The sequence below is a fragment of the Planomonospora corallina genome (assembly GCF_042650625.1).
Lineage (GTDB): Bacteria > Actinomycetota > Actinomycetes > Streptosporangiales > Streptosporangiaceae > Planomonospora_B > Planomonospora_B corallina.
The window spans coordinates 278,223-292,942 of the sequence record NZ_JBHSBM010000012.1; the positions used below are offsets into that span (position 1 = coordinate 278,223).

The window sequence follows — 14,720 nt, forward strand, 5'->3', positions numbered from 1 at the left end:
GCCTCACAGGAGCTCGGTGACGGCTTTGACGGTCTTCTTCCACAGGGTGGGGAACTCCTCACGCGCCCGGCCGGCGCCGGCCTGCTCCAGGCCGGCCAGGACACCGTAGGTGAAGGTGTCCTCGCCCGCCTGCCGGGCGGCCCGGGCCTCGGCGGCGAGCCGTTCGGCCGCGACCACGCCGTCCTGGTGGAGGCCGAGCGCCTCCTGCACGGCCTCGGCCCGCTCGGCGAGCTCGGTCATGCCGATCGCCTCGGCGGTGTAGCGGGCCCGTTTGGCGGCCTTGCGCACCTCGTGCAGGGCGGTCCGCCGCTCCGCGGGGTCGTCGGCCGCCTCGGCGGCGTCGTGGGCGCGGGCGACGCGGCGCCAGCTCTTGGCCGCGACGGCGGTCAGCTCGGCGGCGGGGCGATCGGCGGCCTTGCCGAGCGCTGGGGCGGCGACCAGGTCGTCGAGGGCGTCGAGCAGGGCGAAGTAGCGTTCGCCGCGCAGCGCCTCGCGGATCCGCTCGAGGGCCTCGTGCTCGGCGTCGAGCAGGCCGGAGCCGAGGCGGGTGCGGACCGGGCCGGTGACGAGGTCGTCATCGAGGGCGTCGAGGGCGCGGGAGAAGCGCGCGCGGATGACCTCCAGGTCGCGGGCCTCGCCGAGGACCTCGCCGAGCCACTTCAGTTCGTCCTGGAGGGGCCGGGTGCCGCCGACGACGCCCTTGAAGGACTTGAGGGCGCTGCGCAGGCGGCGGCAGGCGACGCGCATCCGGTGGACGGCGTCCTCCTCGTTCCCGCGGACCCGGGGGTCCTGGGCGAGCAGCGCGTCGCGCTGGCCCGCGAGGTAGCCGACGACGACCTCTCCTGCACTGCCGGGCCGGGTCGCGGCGAGCCGGGGGGCGGGGATCTCGCCGGCGGAGCCGAGCAGGCGGGCGAGCTTGCTGGCCGAGCCCGCGGGTTCGGCCCCGGCCCTGCGGAGCCGTTTGCCGATCTTCTTCAGGAGCTTCGCGTCGCCGTCGACGAGTTCGGCCTCGACCTCGCGCCAGCGCTCGACGTACGGCATGCCGTCGGGCCCGTCGGGCACGGTGCCCTTGACACGGTCGTCGGCGATCTCCGCGAGCCGCACTCCGGCGCCGTTGCGCAGGTAGGTGACGGAGCGGCGGGTGTCGAGCTCGGCGACGGGGAGGAGGGCGGCGCCCCGGGTGTAGGCGAGGACGAGGTCGGCCAGCTCCACCGGGACGGTCTTGATGCTGGGGGTGAGGGGGTGCGTGATCTCCTGCCGGACGCCCTTGGCCTTGGGCAGTTTGAGGTGCCAGCCGGGGTCGGGGCCGCCTCTGCGGCGGCGGAGGGTGATGCCGCGGGCGGCGAGCCTGAGGTCGGCGGTGTCGAAGTAGATCGCGACGAGCCGGTGGGACTTGGGCCCGGCGATCTCGTCGCAGCCGGGCAGTCCGGTCAGGTCCGGGAGCCGGTAATCCTCCGGGACGTCGAACTTGTCCTCGATCTCCATCGCCACAGGATCACCCCATTTGCAGACCCTTTATCACGTTATCGCAGTATCAACCGCTACTCCGTCAGCCGCCGGCGGCCGGTTTGCGGGCGACGACGAAGATCCGCCGGAACGGGAACGGCGTGCCGTACGGCATGCGGGGATAGACCTCGTCCAGCAGGCGCCCGCAGTCGGCGAGGAACTCGGCGTGCTCGGAGGGCGGCAGCCGGTCGAGCATGGGGCGCAGCGCGGTGCCGGTGATCCAGCCGAGCACGGCGTTCTCCCCCGGCAGGACGTGCAGGTAGGTGGTCTCCCAGGCGTCCACGGCGCAGCCCAGCTGCGCGAGCAGGTCCAGATAGTCGGCGGGCTCGCCGACCGGGTCCTCCCGGAGCAGGTCGCCGAGCCATTCGAACCACTTCAGCCGGATCACCTCGCGGACGGCCTCGTGGCTGGGCGCGTGGAAGTTTCCGGGCACCTGGAAGGCGAGCCAGCCGCCGGGGGCGAGCGCCTCGACCCAGCACGGCAGCACCACGCGGTGCTCCGGCACCCACTGCAGGACGGCGTTGCTGACGAGCAGGTCCACCGGGCGCCGGGGGCGCCAGTCCAGGATGTCCTCCACGGCGAAGGTCAGCCGGTCGCCGGGCCGGGCCTTACCGATCATCGCGGGCGAGGCGTCGAAGCCGTGCACCTGGGCGCTGGGCCAGCGCCGGGCCAGCTCGGCGGTGAGCTCGCCGGTGCCGCACCCGGCGTCGACGACGTAGGAGGGGTCCTCGGCGCCGACCCGGGCGAGCAGGTCGTGGAAGGGCCGCGACCGCTCCTCGGTGAAGCGGGCGTAGATCTCGGGGTCCCACATATCTCTTGACATCAAGATAACCGATATCAAGATATATATCTCGATGTCAAGACAGATACACTTCCCGTCATGACCGCGCACCACCCGGACAGGCCCGAGGACGAGGTCGACCGTCTGGTCGCCTCCTGGCGAAAAGAGCGCTCCGACCTCGACGTGGAGCCGCTCCAGGTGCTCAGCCGCGTCTCCCGGCTGGCCCGGCACCTCGACCGCGCCCGCCGGGCCGCCTTCGCCGAGTACGACCTGGAGCCCTGGGAGTTCGACGTGCTCACCGCCCTGCGCCGGGCCGGCGAGCCGTACGAGCTGAGTCCGGGAGCACTGCTGCGCGCCACCCTCGTCACCTCCGGGACGATGACCAACCGGATCGACAGGCTCGCCGCGGCCGGACTGGTCACCCGCCGCCCCGATCCCGAGGACCGGCGCGGCGTTCTGGTCTCGCTGACCGGGGCGGGCCGCAAGCGCGTGGACGACGCCTTCACCGACCTGCTCCGCCGCGAGCGCGAACTGCTGGCCGGACTCGGGCAGCATGAGCAGCAGGCCCTCGCGGGCCTGCTGCGCACGCTGCTCATCCCTTTTGATGCCACCGACACCGGAGCGCCCTGAAGCACAGGACTTCTGTGCCCTCCCTGAGCGGAATAAACACGCCCCGGGAGATCTCCGCCGGGAAAACCCCGTCAGGGGGCTCCCGGCGGTCCGCCGGGGCCCTTGGGGGGATCACTCGCCGAGACGCTCGGCGACCTCCAGCCACGCGGCCTCGATCTCGTCCTTCTCGCCCTGGACGGCCTTGAGCTCGGCGTCCAGCTCGGCCAGCCGGCCGTAGTCGGCGGCCGCCTCGGCCATGGCGTCGTGGAGCTTCGTCTCCCGGCCCGCCAGCTTGTCGAGCTGGCGCTCCAGGCGGGAGAGCTCCTTGCGCAGCTCCCGCTCCTCCTTCGCCGACAGGCCGGACCCCGCCTCCGGGGCCGCCGCGCCCTGGGCGGAGGCGGGGGCCGCGCCGGACCCCCCGGCCGCCCGCGCCGACAGGGCCGAGCCCGCGGCCCGCCGCTGGAGGTACTCGTCCACACCCCCGGGGAGCAGCGAGAGCCGTCCGTCGCCCAGCAGCGCCACGCAGCGGTCGGCCACCCGCTCCAGGAAGTAGCGGTCGTGGCTGACCAGGATCAGCGTGCCGGGCCAGCCGTCGAGCAGGTCCTCCAGCTCGTTCAGCGTCTCGATGTCGAGGTCGTTGGTCGGCTCGTCGAGCAGCAGCACGTTCGGGTCGTCCATGAGCAGCCGGAGCAGCTGCAGGCGGCGCCGCTCGCCGCCCGACAGGTCGCCGACGACCTTCCACTGCGCCTCGCCCTTGAAGCCGAGGCGCTCCAGCAGAGCCGAGGCCGTCCACTCCTTCTTGCCGACCTGGACGTACTTGCGGATCTCCTCGACCGTCTCCAGCACCCGCCGGGCGGGGTCGAGCTCGGCCAGCTCCTGCGACAGGTGCGCCAGGCGCACCGTCCTTCCCTGCACGACCTTGCCGGAGTCGGGCTGGACGGTGCCGGCCAGCAGCCGCAGCAGCGAGGACTTGCCCGAGCCGTTCACCCCGATCAGGCCGATCCGGTCGCCGGGGCCGAACTGCCAGGTGCAGCGGTCCAGCACCAGCGGCCCCTGGCCGGGGCCGCCCGCGTGCAGCGTCACGTCCTCCAGGTCGTAGACCGTACGGCCCAGCCGGGCGGCGGCGAACTTCACCAGCTCGACGCTCTCCCGGGGCGGCGGCTCGTCGGCGATCAGCGCCTGGGCGGCCTCGATGCGGAACTTCGGTTTGGAGGTGCGGGCGGGCGGGCCGCGCCGCAGCCAGGCGATCTCCTTGCGCATGAGGTTCTGCCGGCGGGCCTCGGAGGCCGCGGCGATCCGGGCGCGCTCGGCCTTGGCCAGCACGTAGGCGGCGTAGCCGCCCTCGTAGCGCTCGACCGCGCCGTCGACGACCTCCCAGGTCCGGGTGGAGACCGCGTCGAGGAACCACCGGTCGTGGGTGACGACCACCAGCGCGGTCTTCCGCGCCGCCAGGTGCCGGGCCAGCCAGTCGATGGCCTCGATGTCCAGGTGGTTGGTGGGCTCGTCGAGGATGATCAGGTCGTGCGCCTCGATGAGGAGCCTCGCCAGCGCCGTCCGGCGCCGCTCGCCGCCGGACAGGCTCCCGGCCGGAGCGGTCAGGTCGATGTCGCCGAGCAGGTTGGCGAGGATCTCCCGGACGCCCGCGTCGCCGGCCCACTCGTGCTCGGCCCGCCCGCCCAGGACGATCTCGGCCACCGAGCGGGCGGGGTCGAGGTCGTCGCCCTGCGACAGCACGCCCAGGTGCAGGCCGCGGGTGTGCGTGACCCGGCCCTCGGCGGGCTTGAGGCTCCCGGCGATGACCGAGATCAGCGTCGTCTTGCCGCCGCCGTTGCGGCCGACCACGCCGATCCGGTCGCCCGCCTCGATGCCGAGGGAGACGTCCTTCAGCAGCGGCTTGGGACCGTAGGAGTGGGAGACCGACTCAAGGTTGACCAGATTCATCGTTCCCAAGGGTATCCGCTGCCGCGCGGCCCCCGCCCCGCCTACACGACCGCGGGCCCCGGGACCTGGCCGTGGGCGGTCAGGAGCTCGCGGGCGACTCCGGCGCCGCGCAGTGCCGCGGCCAGCTCCTCGGCGTGCTCCGCGGAGGCGGCGAGGAAGGCGCAGGTCGGGCCGGAGCCGGAGACCAGGGCGCCGAGGGCGCCGTGCGCACGGCCGGCCTCGAGCGTGGCCGCCAGGGACGGGCGGAGCCGGAGCGCGGCCGGCTGCAGGTCGTTGGTCAGCTGCGCGCCGAGCGCCTCGGCGTCCCCGGCGTGGAGCGCGGCCAGCAGCGGCTCCGCGGCGCGGGGCTCCGGGACCGGCAGGCCGTCGGCGGCGCGGATGCGGTCGCACTCGGCGTAGACCTTCGCCGTGGACAGTCCGCCGTCGGCCAGGGCGAACACCCAGTGGAAGGTCCCACCGACCTCCAGCGGGGCCAGCCGCTCGCCCCGGCCGGTGCCGACGGCGGTCCCGCCCAGCAACGCGAACGGCACGTCGCTGCCCAGATCGGCGGCGATCTCCATCAGGTCGTCGAGCGGCAGGCCCAAGCCCCACAGCTCGTTGCAGGCGACCAGGGCCGCGGCGGCGTCGGCGCTGCCGCCCGCCATGCCGCCCGCCACCGGGATCGCCTTGCGGATGGCCAGGCTCACACCGTACGAGCGGCCCGCGTGCCGGGCCAGCGCGACGGCGGCCCGGATGGCCAGGTTGTCGCCGTCCTCGGGCACCTGGTCGGCGGACTCGCCCTCGACGCGGACGCTCATCCCCGTCTCCGCGGCCGCGGTCACCTCGTCGAAGAGCGAGACGGCGTGGAAGACGTTGACCAGGTCGTGGTAGCCGTCCTCCCGGAGCGGCCCGACCGCAAGCTGCAGGTTGACCTTGGCCGGGACGCGGACGGTCACGGAGTCCATACGTCTCCCACCGGAACTCGCTCGTGCATGACGTCCGATGGTAACGGGACCTGCGGGCCCTCCACGCCGGCCCGCCGACGAATCACCCTATGACCGGTTCACGGCTTGTTCTCCGCGATACGGGCGAAATCTTCGATCGTGAGCTGCTCACCCCGCGCCGAGGGATCGACCCCCGCGGCCCGCAGCGCGACCTCCGCGGCGGCCGCCGTACCGGCCCAGGAGGCCAGGGCCGCGCGCAGCGTCTTGCGGCGCTGGGCGAAGGCGGCGTCCACCACCGCGAAGACCTCCTCGCGGGCCGCCGAGGTGGCGGGCGGCTCCCGGCGGGCCATCGCCACCAGTCCGGAGTCCACGTTGGGCACGGGCCAGAAGACCGTACGGCCGACCGGACCGGCCCGGCGGACGTCGGCGTACCAGGCCGCCTTGACCGAGGGCACGCCGTAGACCTTCGAGCCCGGCGCGGCCGCCAGCCGGTCGGCCACCTCGGACTGCACCATGACCAGGACGTTCCGCAGCGAGGGCAGGGTCTGCAGCAGGTGCAGCACCACCGGCACGGAGACGTTGTAAGGCAGGTTCGCCACCAGCGCGGTCGGCAGTTCCTCGGGCAGCTCCTCCGCGGTGACCCGCATCGCGTCGGCCCGCACCACCGTGAGCCGGTCGGCCAGCTCGGGGGCGTGCTCGGCCACGGTCAGCGGGAGCTGCCCGGCCAGCACCGGGTCGATCTCCACCGCGACCACCGCCCGGACCTCGGGGAGCAGCGCCAGGGTGAGCGAGCCCAGACCGGGCCCCACCTCGATGACCACGTCGTCGGGGTGCAGCTCCGCCGTCCGGACGATCCTGCGGACCGTGCCGCCGTCGATCACGAAGTTCTGGCCGAGCCTCTTGGTCGGGCGGACGTCCAGCCTCTGCGCGAGCTCGCGGATCTCCACCGGCCCCAGCAGGCTCATGATCGGCCTCCACCCGGCTGTACGGCACCCGGCTGTACGGCACCCGCCGGAGCACCCCGCCGGGGCTCCCGGCCGTCCTGTCCAGTCACGTCTGCTCTCCCCACGTCATCCCACAAGTTTCGCGCATCGGGCACCGTGCGCCGACGCATCCTGGACACGGGAGGCGGATCTGTGGATACCGTGTCCCTCAGGGACCCTCGGGATCTCTCGGGGTCCCTCGGGGAACGCCCTTCGAGCGCGCGGAGCTCTACGGTGAGGTGGACGTGGACCAGTCCGGTGTCGACAGACTCCGCGCCGCCGATCCCGAGCGGATCGGGCCGTACCGCCTGCTCGGCCGCCTGGGCGAGGGCGGCATGGGCACCGTCTACCTCGCGCTGGCCCCGACCGGGCGGCCGGTCGCGGTCAAGGTGATCAAGGCCGAGTTCGCGATAGAGGAGGGGTTCGCCGCGCGTTTCCACGCGGAGGTGGACAACGCCCGGCGGGTCGCCTCCTTCTGCACCGCCCAGGTGCTCGACAACGGCGATTTCGACGACGGCCGGCCGTACATGGTGACCGAGTACATCGCCGGCACCCCGCTGTCCCGGCAGATCTCCCGGCACGGCGCGCTCGAGCCCGGCACCCTGCACGGCGTGGCACTCGGCGTGGCCGCCGCGCTGGCCGCCATCCACGTGGCCGGGCTCGTCCACCGCGACCTCAAGCCCGGCAACGTGATCCTGTCCCTGTCCGGGCCCCGCGTGATCGACTTCGGCATCGCCCGCGCGCTGGACTCCCCCTCCGGGTTCACCCGCTCCGGCGAGGTGCTCGGCAGCCCCGGCTGGTGGGCGCCGGAGCAGGTGCGGGGGCGGGGGATCACCCCGGCGGCCGACGTGTTCGCCTGGGGTTGCCTGATCGCCTACGCCGGGAACGGCCGCCACCCCTACGGGCGGGGGGACGCGATCACCATGGCCTCCCGGCTGCTCAACTCCCGGCCCGACCTCGGCGCGCTCCCCGCCCCGCTGAACGAGCTGGTCCGCCTGGCCACCGCGATGGACCCCCAGCAGCGCCCCACCGCGCAGGACCTGCTGATCGCCCTGGTCGGCGGGGGCATCGCGGCCCCCTCCCCGAGGCGCGCGGACCCGCCCACGCTGGTCGCCACCGATGTGCTGGCCGAGTCGTGGCAGGCCCCGCCCAACGTCGAGCCCGACGCCACGCTGACCCTCGGCGCCCTCCACCTGGAGCCTCCGGCCGCACCGCAGGAACCCGCCGCCCCCGCCCGGGACCCCTCGGCCTCCTCCACCGGCCCCGCCCCGTCCCGCCCGGGCTCCGCGCCGGGGGCGGGGGAAGAGGCCCCGACCGGTCCCGGCCGCCCCGACCGGCCGGAGCGGCCGCGTGCGCCCCTGTGGCGGTGGACGCTCGCCGGCGTGGCCGTGGCGGCGGCGCTGGCGGTGACGGGGGCCGTGCTGGCGAACCTCGGCGGCGAGGACGTGCGGGCGACGGCGTCGCCCGCCCCCACCGGCCCTGTCCCGGGCCCGGACGTGGGCCGCGGCATCCCGCTCGGCCCCGCGTACGGCTCCGCGCTCGGGGCACCGCACCTGGTCGTGCCCCGGGCCCCCGACTGCGGCCTGGCGGACTGGCCGGGCACCGCCCCGGCCCGCGGCCGGTTCTGCGCCGTCCGCTGGATCCTGCTCAACCCCGGCGGCGAGCAGGTCCTGCTGAGCGGGGACCCGCTCGTCCTGGTGGACGACCGCGGCGCCTCCCACACTCCCGCACCGGTCTCCTCCTCGCCTCCGGCCGCCCTGGACCCAGGAGAGCGGGTCGACGGGGTGCTCGTCTACGACCTGCCCCCGGGCCGCGGCCCGGCCAGGCTGACCGGCCGCGTGGCCGAGAACGGCACGGAGATCGAGGTGAGGCTCTCGTGAGGCTCCTGGCCGTCCTCCTCGCCGCACTGGCGCTCCCACCGCTCGCCGCACCCGCCGCACCGCCCGCCGCCGTGATCTCCGTACGGCCCGCCGCCGTGATGCCCGCGGCACCCGTTCCCGCGTACTCCACGGGGTCCTCCTCCCCGTCCTCCGCCTCGTCCTCCGCGCCGGCCGCCTGCTCCGGGACGGGTCCCGGCGCGGGCGCGGCCGGCGGCGACTTCGACGGGGACGGGATGGACGACGTCGTGGCCGGCGACCCGCTCGCGGACACCGCGGGCGCCGGCGGTTCCGGGGCCGTGCACGTCCTGCCGGGCACGTCCGGCCAGGCGGGGGCGCCGGTGGTGGTGAGCGCCCCGGCCCCCGCGGCGGGTGACGGCTTCGGCTGGACGGTCAGGCTCGTTCACCTCGACGGGGACCGCTGCGCCGACCTGCTCGTGGGCGCTCCGTACGCGGACGTGGCGGGGGTGCGGGACGCCGGGGCGGTCTACGCGGTGTACGGCGGAGGCCGGCGCGAGGCCGTCCCCCTGGTCGCAGCGGAGCCGGAGGCCGGCGCCCACTTCGGCTGGTCCCTGGCCGTGCGCGGCCCCCTGATCGCCGTCGGGGCGCCACACGAGGACGTCGACGGGGTCCGCGACTCCGGCGCGGTCCACCTGTTCGAGGCCGGGAAGTACCACGCCGGCCGGCGGCTCACCCAGAACACCGAGGGCGTCACCGGCAACAGCGAGACCGGGGACCTGTTCGGTTGGGCGCTGGAGCTCGGCAGGCTGGGCGGGGACGCCGGCGAGCTCGACCTCGCGGTCGGCCAGCCGTACGAGAACGACGACGGGCAGGGCACGCAGAGCGGCGGGGGCACCGCGGACTCCGGATCGCTCACCGTCCTGTTCGACGTACGGGCCCGGCGGGGCGAACAGGCCACCAGGAAATGGGACCTGCGCGACCTCACGGACGCCCGGACGGGAGACCGGTTCGGCTACGCCCTGGCCTACACCGAGCAGGGTGACACGGCCTACCTGGCGGTGGGCGCCCCGCTCGGCGACGGCGGAGCGGTGGAGGACTCCGGGCTGGTCCAGCTCTTCCAGGCGGCCAGCACGGCGGAGGTCACCCCGGCCTACCTGCTCCACCAGGGCGCGCTGGGCGCCTCGGGCGAGGGGTACGGCTCCGCGCTGGCCTTCGCCGGCGGCGGGGACGTACGGCTGGCGGTCGGCACGCCGTTCGACGGCCAGGACCGGCGGGGCAGCGTCCGCCTGGTCCCGCTGGCCGACCGCGACCGGGCCCAGCCGGTGGAGGGGCCTTCGCCCGGCGCGCGGTTCGGCTGGTCGGTGGCCGCGAGCGGCAACAAGCTGGTGGCGGGCGCCCCCGACCACGGGCCGTCCGGGGCGGTGGCCCTGCTGGGCCGCAACGACGGCGCGGTCACCCTGCTCTCCCCCGGCACGGGCAGGATCCCGGCCGTCACCGGCGGCGCCTCCGTCGACTTCGGCGCGGCCACCGGCTGAACCGTCCCGGACGGCTCCCGACGCGCCGCGGCGTCACGAGACCACAGCGTCACGAGACCACAGCGTCACGAGACCACAGCGTCACGAGACCACAGCGTCACGAGACCACAGCGTCACGAGACCACAGCGTCACGAGACCACGGCGTCACGAGGCCGCGGCGTCATGCGGTCGCAGCATCGCGGGAGCGCGGAGGCGTGGGTCACCAGGCGCCGAAGACCCGTTCCCCGTTCGTGCTGACGGCGGCGGCGAGCTCCTCCTCGGCCATGCCCTTGACCTCGGCCAGGCAGCGCACGATCAGCGGGATGAGGTAGGGCGCGTTCGGCTTGCCCCGGTGCGGGGTCGGCGGCAGGTACGGCGCGTCGGTCTCGACCAGGATCAGCTCCGGCGGAGCCACGGCCGCGGCCTCGCGCAGGTAGCCGGCGTTCTTGTAGGTGACCGGCCCGGAGAAGGACATGAAGTAGCCCGCCCGCGCGCACTTCCCGGCCATCTCCGCGTCGCCGGAGTAGCTGTGGAAGACCACCGTGTCGGGCGCGCCCTGCTCGGCCAGCACGCGCAGCACGTCGTCGTGGGCCTCGCGGTCGTGGATGACCAGGGCCTTGCCGGTCCGCTTGGCGATCTCGATGTGCGCGCGGAAGCTCGCGTGCTGGTCCTCCTTGGAGGCCCAGTCGCGGTAGTAGTCGAGGCCGGTCTCCCCGACGGCCCGCACCCGCGGCTCCCCGGCGAGCTCCTCGATCTCCGCGAGGACCTCGGGGGTCGCGGCGTGCGCCTCGTTGGGGTGGATCGCCACCCCGGCGTAGACGTCGCGGTGGACGCGGGCGATGTCGGCGTTCCACCGGGAGGAGGCCAGGTCGTAGCCGATGGTGACCAGCCGGGTCACCCCGACCGCCCTCGCCTCCTCGGCGATCCGCTCCACGCTCGCCTCGGCCGCCTGGGCGGCCTGGGCGGCCTGGGCGACCGGGTCGCCGGAGGATGCCTTGCGGTTGCCCACCATGATGTCGAGGTGGCAGTGGCTGTCGAACACTTCGCCGGCCAGCGGCGCAGGAGGAGCGGGCATCGTGGTCACGGCGCCCAACCTATCGTCTGCGGCCCGGCGGCCCGGCGCGGGGAGAACCCGGCGCGGAAAGGCCCCCGCCTCACGCCGGGGCTCGGAGCGGACGACGTTCCGGTCCGTGCAGGCACGCGAACCCCCGCCTCACGCCGGGGGCTCGGGCTTCCTGTCGTAGGTGAGGACGACCGTGCCGCCGTCGAGGATGCGGGTGCCGGTGAGCGTGAAGTGCACCGGGGAGAAGTCGGCGGTGAACAGGGGGATGCCCGCTCCGGCGACCACCGGGTAGAGCTTGACGACCAGTCTGTCGATCTCCGGCAGCAGACTGCCCGCCAGGCGGGCGCCGCCCATCAGGTAGATGTCCTTCCCGTCCTCGGTCTTCAGCTGCCGGATCCGGTCGGCCACGCCGGTGGAGACGATCTCCACCGCGGGGTCGGGGCTCTCGTCCGTGGTCGTGGAGACGACGTACTGGCGCAGATGGGCGTAGGGGCTCGTGATCCCGGCCTTCAGGGCGGGCTCGTAGGTGGCGCGCCCCTGCACCCCGATGTCGAAGTTCGGGTTGGGGACGTGCACGCCGAGCTGCTCGCGCACGTGCGTCGGCAGGGTGTCCGGGAACTCCTCGGCGATGAAGTCGATCACGTCCTGCGTCACGGGGAAGAAGGCGAAGTCTCCATCGGGGGCGGCGATGAAGCCGTCGATGGTCATGCCGACGTAGTAGACGAGCTTTCGCATGTGCGGTCCTTGTCGTGTGCTCTGCGGGCGGTGGGCTGGCGGGGTGGCCGCCGGGACGGCCGCGGAGGTTCGGGACGCGAGGGTCCCGCAGGGCGGGTCAGCGGTTGCCCCCGTGCCTGGGCAGCAGCCGGGGACGGGGAAGCGGACGCGGCCGGGGCGTCTGCCGCCGGTGTTCCGGCCTGCCCTGCGGGAAGGGCCGCGCGCCCTTCCCTGCGGCCTGCGCGGCGCCGGTCGGGACCGGGACCCGCCCGGCGCCGGTCAGGGCCGTGATCGGCACCGCGGCCGGGGCGCCGGTCGGCAGGGCGGCGGTGGCGGGGAGCGAGAGCCGGGCGGGGACGAGCGGGGAGGTGCGGTGGGCGGTGGGACGGACTCGCATCTGTTCTCCTCTTCGTGCCATCAGCGATTCACTTCGCTTGTAGTGGTTAGAACGTAGTACTACGATTGGAGTGGTGTCAACATCGATTTCAGGGAGATCGCGATGCGGCAGAACCCGGCACGACGGGCGGCGCTCCTCGACGCGGCCATCGAGGTCCTGGCCCGGGAGGGGGTGCGCGGGCTGACCTTCCGCGCCGTCGACGTCGAGGCGGAGGTGCCCAACGGCACCGCCTCCAACTACTTCAGCAACCGCGACGACCTGCTCACCCAGGTCGGCCACCGCTTCTACGAGCGGATGGAGCCCGACCCCGGCATCCTGGCCGCCATGCTGGAGGGCTCCCGGGACCGCGAGCACGTCACCCGGCTCATGCACGAGCTGGTGGAGCGCCTCAGCGACTTCCGCTCCGGTTACCTGGCGCTGATGGAACTGCGCCTGGAGGCCACCCGCCGCCCGGAGCTGCGCCGCCTGCTCACCGAGCGCATCCGCGCCGACCTCGACTTCAACATCGGCAACCATCTGCGATCCGGCATGCCCGGTGACAGGACCACCGTGATCCTGCTCTACCTGGCGCTGAACTGGCTGATCCTGGAGCGGCTCACCCTGCCCGGCGTCTTCCCGGACGAGCAGATCCACGACCTGGTCACCGAGGCGGTGGCCCACGCCCTGCCGGCCCCGGGTAACCCGGCCTGACCCGGACCGGAGACGGCCGCGCCGCGCCGCGCCCTGTTCACCCCCCGGCCCCGGGAGCGGGTACGGCGCGCTCGGCGGCCCGGCTGACCTCCTCCCAGGCGGCCCAGGTCTCCATCCGCCGCCGGGAGATGTCGAAGGCCAGGTCGTAGACCATGCTCCCGAGCAGCAGCCGGAGCGGCGGGTCGTCGCCGTCGACCAGCTTCAGCACCGCCTCGGCGGCGAGCTCCGGCGCGCTGTCGACCGACCCCTGCGCCCACTGCTTCTCCAGCTCGGCGCGGAGCGGGCCGTAGGCCTCCATCGGCGCGGCCGTGGCCATGCGGGTGTAGAGGTCGGTCCAGTAGCCGCCGGGCTGCACGATGGTGACCTTGACCCCGAATCCCGCGGCCTCCATCGCCAGCGCCTCGCTCAAGCCCTCCAGGGCGAACTTGCTCGCGCTGTACAGCCCGGTGGACGGGAATCCGCCGAGGGCGGCGATGCTGGAGATCTGCAGGATGTGGCCGGAGCCCTGCGCGCGCAGGTGCGGCAGCGCGGCCTGGCAGACCCACATCGCCCCGAAGAGGTTGACCTCGAACTGGGCTCGGGCCTCGGCCTCGGTGAACTCCTCGACCATGCCCATGGACAGGGTCCCGGCGTTGTTCACCACGATGTCCAGCCCGCCGAAGTGCCCGGCGGCGGCGTCCACGGCGGCGAAGACCGCGGCGCGGTCGGTCACGTCGAGGGGGAGGACCAGCAGCCGGTCGCGGTGCCGGGCGTCGAAGTCCTGCTCCGTGACGGTGCGGGCGGCGGCGGCCACCCGGTCGCCGCGCTCCAGCGCGGCCCGGGCGAAGGCGCGGCCGAGCCCGCCGCTCGCCCCGGTGACGAACCAGGTGCGCGCGGGGCGGGGGGCAGGGGAAGCGGGGCGGGGAGCGGCGGGTGCCGGAACGTTCATGCTCGGATCTCCGTTCATCGTCCTTCAAATGGAACGAGACGTCTCGTCTCGCTCTGTCGGCGACAATACGGGCCCCTCTCCGCCAAGTCAAGACGGTCCGTCTCGTCTAGCCCTCTGTTAGGTTGGCCGCATGACGACGCAGCGCAAGTCCTCCGCCGGCGCGGCCCGCCGCAGCGAGTCCTCCCGGCGGGCCATCCTCACCGCCGCGTTCGAGCTGGTGCAGGAGGTCGGATACGCCAAGCTGAGCGTCGAGGGCATCGCCGCGCGGGCCGGTGTCGGCAAGCAGACGATCTACCGCTGGTGGCCGTCCAAGGGCGCGGTGCTGTTCGACGCCTTCCTCATGCTCAGCGAGGGCGCGGACGGCGAGGCCGCCCTGCCCGACACCGGGGACCTGGAGGCCGACCTCAAGACGGTCCTGCGCGCCACGGTCGCGGAGCTGAACGACCCGCGCTACGGCGAGCCGATGCGCGCCCTGAGCACCGAGATCACGCACGATCCCGAGCTGGCCGCCGTTTACGCCGAGCGGCTGGACGGGCCGATGAAGGAGATCAAGAAGGAGCGGCTGCGCAGCGCCCAGCGGGCCGGGCAACTGGCCGCGGACCTCGACCTCGACCTGGCCGTCGAGATGCTGTGGGGCCCGCTGCAGAACCGGTGGCTGCAGCGGGGCGGACCGCTCACCCCCGAGTACGCCGACCGCCTCGTCGAGACCGCCCTGAACGGCCTGCGCCCGCGCCGATGACGCCGGGCACTCTGAACGGCCTGCGCCCGCGCCGATGACGCCGGGCGCGGCCCCCGGAGAACGAGAAACCGCCCGGGCCGTCACGGTCCGGGC

Annotated in this window: 14 protein-coding genes; 5 read left to right on the top strand and 9 right to left on the bottom strand. The window is 74.2% G+C overall.

Features of this window, described 5'->3' with window-relative positions; genetic code table 11:
- Nucleotides 1-3: 3 nt before the first annotated feature.
- Complete coding sequence (locus ACFOWE_RS09215; RefSeq protein WP_377286769.1) at nt 4-1,485, bottom strand: CYTH and CHAD domain-containing protein; 1,482 nt, start codon at nt 1,483-1,485, stop codon at nt 4-6.
- A 64-nt stretch (nt 1,486-1,549) separates the two neighbouring features.
- Nucleotides 1,550-2,329 (bottom strand): trans-aconitate 2-methyltransferase, encoded by a 780-nt coding sequence (locus ACFOWE_RS09220; RefSeq protein ID WP_377286770.1) that lies wholly within the window; start codon nt 2,327-2,329, stop codon nt 1,550-1,552.
- A 57-nt stretch (nt 2,330-2,386) separates the two neighbouring features.
- Here ACFOWE_RS09220 and ACFOWE_RS09225 point away from each other — a divergent pair, with 57 nt between their 5' ends.
- Entirely contained in the window at nt 2,387-2,917 is a 531-nt protein-coding gene (locus ACFOWE_RS09225; RefSeq protein ID WP_377286771.1) for a MarR family winged helix-turn-helix transcriptional regulator, read from the top strand.
- Between the two features lie 111 nt (nt 2,918-3,028).
- Here ACFOWE_RS09225 and ACFOWE_RS09230 read toward each other — a convergent pair whose 3' ends face one another.
- The 3 genes from ACFOWE_RS09230 to rsmA form a co-directional block, all read right to left on the bottom strand.
- Nucleotides 3,029-4,837 (bottom strand): ABC-F family ATP-binding cassette domain-containing protein, encoded by a 1,809-nt coding sequence (locus ACFOWE_RS09230; protein ID WP_377286772.1) that lies wholly within the window; start codon nt 4,835-4,837, stop codon nt 3,029-3,031.
- Nucleotides 4,838-4,878: 41 nt separating this feature from the next.
- On the bottom strand, nt 4,879-5,781 hold the full coding sequence (locus ACFOWE_RS09235) for a 4-(cytidine 5'-diphospho)-2-C-methyl-D-erythritol kinase (RefSeq protein WP_377286773.1): 903 nt from the start codon (nt 5,779-5,781) through the stop codon (nt 4,879-4,881).
- Between the two features lie 98 nt (nt 5,782-5,879).
- Nucleotides 5,880-6,725 (bottom strand): 16S rRNA (adenine(1518)-N(6)/adenine(1519)-N(6))-dimethyltransferase RsmA, encoded by an 846-nt coding sequence (gene rsmA, locus ACFOWE_RS09240; RefSeq protein WP_377286774.1) that lies wholly within the window; start codon nt 6,723-6,725, stop codon nt 5,880-5,882.
- Nucleotides 6,726-6,988: 263 nt separating this feature from the next.
- Here rsmA and ACFOWE_RS09245 point away from each other — a divergent pair, with 263 nt between their 5' ends.
- Entirely contained in the window at nt 6,989-8,623 is a 1,635-nt protein-coding gene (locus ACFOWE_RS09245) for a serine/threonine-protein kinase (protein ID WP_377286775.1), read from the top strand.
- Entirely contained in the window at nt 8,620-10,116 is a 1,497-nt protein-coding gene (locus ACFOWE_RS09250) for a hypothetical protein (protein WP_377286776.1), read from the top strand. The genes ACFOWE_RS09245 and ACFOWE_RS09250 overlap by 4 nt, the downstream gene beginning before the upstream one ends.
- A 200-nt stretch (nt 10,117-10,316) precedes the next feature.
- On the opposite strand, the gene ACFOWE_RS09255 is transcribed toward ACFOWE_RS09250, so the two are convergent.
- The 3 genes from ACFOWE_RS09255 to ACFOWE_RS09265 form a co-directional block, all read right to left on the bottom strand.
- Complete coding sequence (locus tag ACFOWE_RS09255; protein WP_377286790.1) at nt 10,317-11,171, bottom strand: TatD family hydrolase; 855 nt, start codon at nt 11,169-11,171, stop codon at nt 10,317-10,319.
- Nucleotides 11,172-11,309: 138 nt separating this feature from the next.
- Entirely contained in the window at nt 11,310-11,894 is a 585-nt protein-coding gene (locus ACFOWE_RS09260; protein ID WP_377286777.1) for a dihydrofolate reductase family protein, read from the bottom strand.
- A gap of 97 nt (nt 11,895-11,991) precedes the next feature.
- Complete coding sequence (locus tag ACFOWE_RS09265) at nt 11,992-12,270, bottom strand: hypothetical protein (RefSeq protein ID WP_377286778.1); 279 nt, start codon at nt 12,268-12,270, stop codon at nt 11,992-11,994.
- A gap of 102 nt (nt 12,271-12,372) precedes the next feature.
- Between ACFOWE_RS09265 and ACFOWE_RS09270 the strand changes: the two genes are divergently transcribed.
- On the top strand, nt 12,373-12,960 hold the full coding sequence (locus tag ACFOWE_RS09270) for a TetR/AcrR family transcriptional regulator (protein WP_377286779.1): 588 nt from the start codon (nt 12,373-12,375) through the stop codon (nt 12,958-12,960).
- 37 nt (nt 12,961-12,997) lie between these two features.
- Here the strand turns inward: ACFOWE_RS09270 and ACFOWE_RS09275 are convergent, their stop codons facing one another.
- The gene (locus tag ACFOWE_RS09275; protein WP_377286780.1) at nt 12,998-13,888 is read right to left on the bottom strand and encodes an SDR family NAD(P)-dependent oxidoreductase; all 891 of its coding nucleotides are present in this window, start codon (nt 13,886-13,888) and stop codon (nt 12,998-13,000) included.
- 130 nt (nt 13,889-14,018) lie between these two features.
- On the opposite strand from ACFOWE_RS09275, the gene ACFOWE_RS09280 reads away from it, so the two are divergent.
- Nucleotides 14,019-14,627, top strand: coding sequence for a TetR/AcrR family transcriptional regulator (locus tag ACFOWE_RS09280; protein WP_377286781.1), 609 nt, complete (start codon nt 14,019-14,021; stop codon nt 14,625-14,627).
- The last annotated feature ends 93 nt before the right edge of the window (nt 14,628-14,720 follow it).